Raw genomic sequence first — 1,262 nt, 5'->3', positions numbered from 1 at the left:
TTTTAGGCATTGTGACCCTTTTGGGTACCTCATCTCATTTCGCAAATCAGAGCAATGAACTCAACCACGCAGTAAAACTTGTCGGTGATTTAGAAATACGCTTACTCAACTTGCGACGTAATGAGAAAGACTTTTTACTTCGCAGCAATGTCAAATACTTAGATAAATTTGATAGCAATGTTGATAAGTTTTTAAGCACCGAGAAAGAACTCGCTCAAATCCTAAACCGATACGACCTACCCTCAAGTCAGCGTTTCAAGCAGGATTTACTCGCTTATCAAAAAGGTTTCCAAGCATTAGTTTCCGCTTCTCAAAAGTATGGCCTAGACAAAGAAAGTGGCATTCTTGCGCGTTACGAAAACCTGCTACTTGAAGCAAAGAAAAGCGCCGACCATCAGCAAATCCTTTCTCTTATCCAGTTTGATAATGCGGTGAAAATGGGCGAATTTGACTCAAGCAAACTGTCTGACCTATACGTTCCAGAACTGTTAGAGTCAGCGAAACAACTTGCAGCTCAAAAACAAGTCATTGGTGTGGCGTACAACAAAGGTTTACTGGGCGAAACTCGCGCGCTATCTCACGCCGTGGAAGAGCAGTTTGAAGCTTTCTCATCATCGATTGATTCTGCCGCAACCCAACGCGATGAAAAAATGGCAAGCATCAAGCAAGCCATTACTGCGTTCATCTTAGTAGTGATTTTTGCGCTGATTTGGCAAATTTCTCGCTCTATCAACGTTCGTGTTGGTAGCTTACTAGCAACGATTAAGAACATCAGCGAAAGCAATAACATGGGCTTGCGCTCTGATCTTGCTGGTAAGGATGAACTGTTTGATATCAGCCACCATCTCAACGATCTGCTCGAAAAGCTAGAGCGTTTGATCCACAACACACAAGAAAAATCGATGCAGTTAACAGCGAGCACGGACAACATGCATCGTGAGCTTGAAGGTGTTATGGAACAGTTCCACGCACAGACTGATCACACCGCCTCTATGGCGACGGCCGTGCAGCAGATGGTTGCCACTATCGGTGAAATTTCTGAAAGTACATCGGTTGCGGTTGAAGGTGTTCACCAAGCCGCGACTAACGCCGAACAAGGTCGCTCTGTCGTAGAAATGACCGTGACGAATGTTGGTCAGCTGACGGGTATCCTATCGAACAGCCAACAGTCTATCGGCTCATTGAACCAACACGTCGATAAAATTGGCGGTGCGGTGAACATCATTCAAGACATTGCTGAACAAACGAACTTGCTTGCACTT

The 1,262-nt window shown here is 44.8% G+C and carries 1 protein-coding gene; it reads left to right on the top strand.

All coding sequences use genetic code 11. From position 1 onward, the window contains the following. Positions 1–1,262 (top strand): methyl-accepting chemotaxis protein (locus R7P35_RS24875; protein ID WP_318093050.1); only part of this gene is annotated, 1,262 nt, incomplete at both ends.

This window comes from Vibrio sp. Vb0304 (assembly GCF_033338995.1).
Classification (GTDB): Bacteria; Pseudomonadota; Gammaproteobacteria; order Enterobacterales; family Vibrionaceae; genus Vibrio; species Vibrio alginolyticus.
Note: the sequence above shows the minus strand (reverse complement) of the source record. Positions and strands in the feature narration are given on the sequence as shown.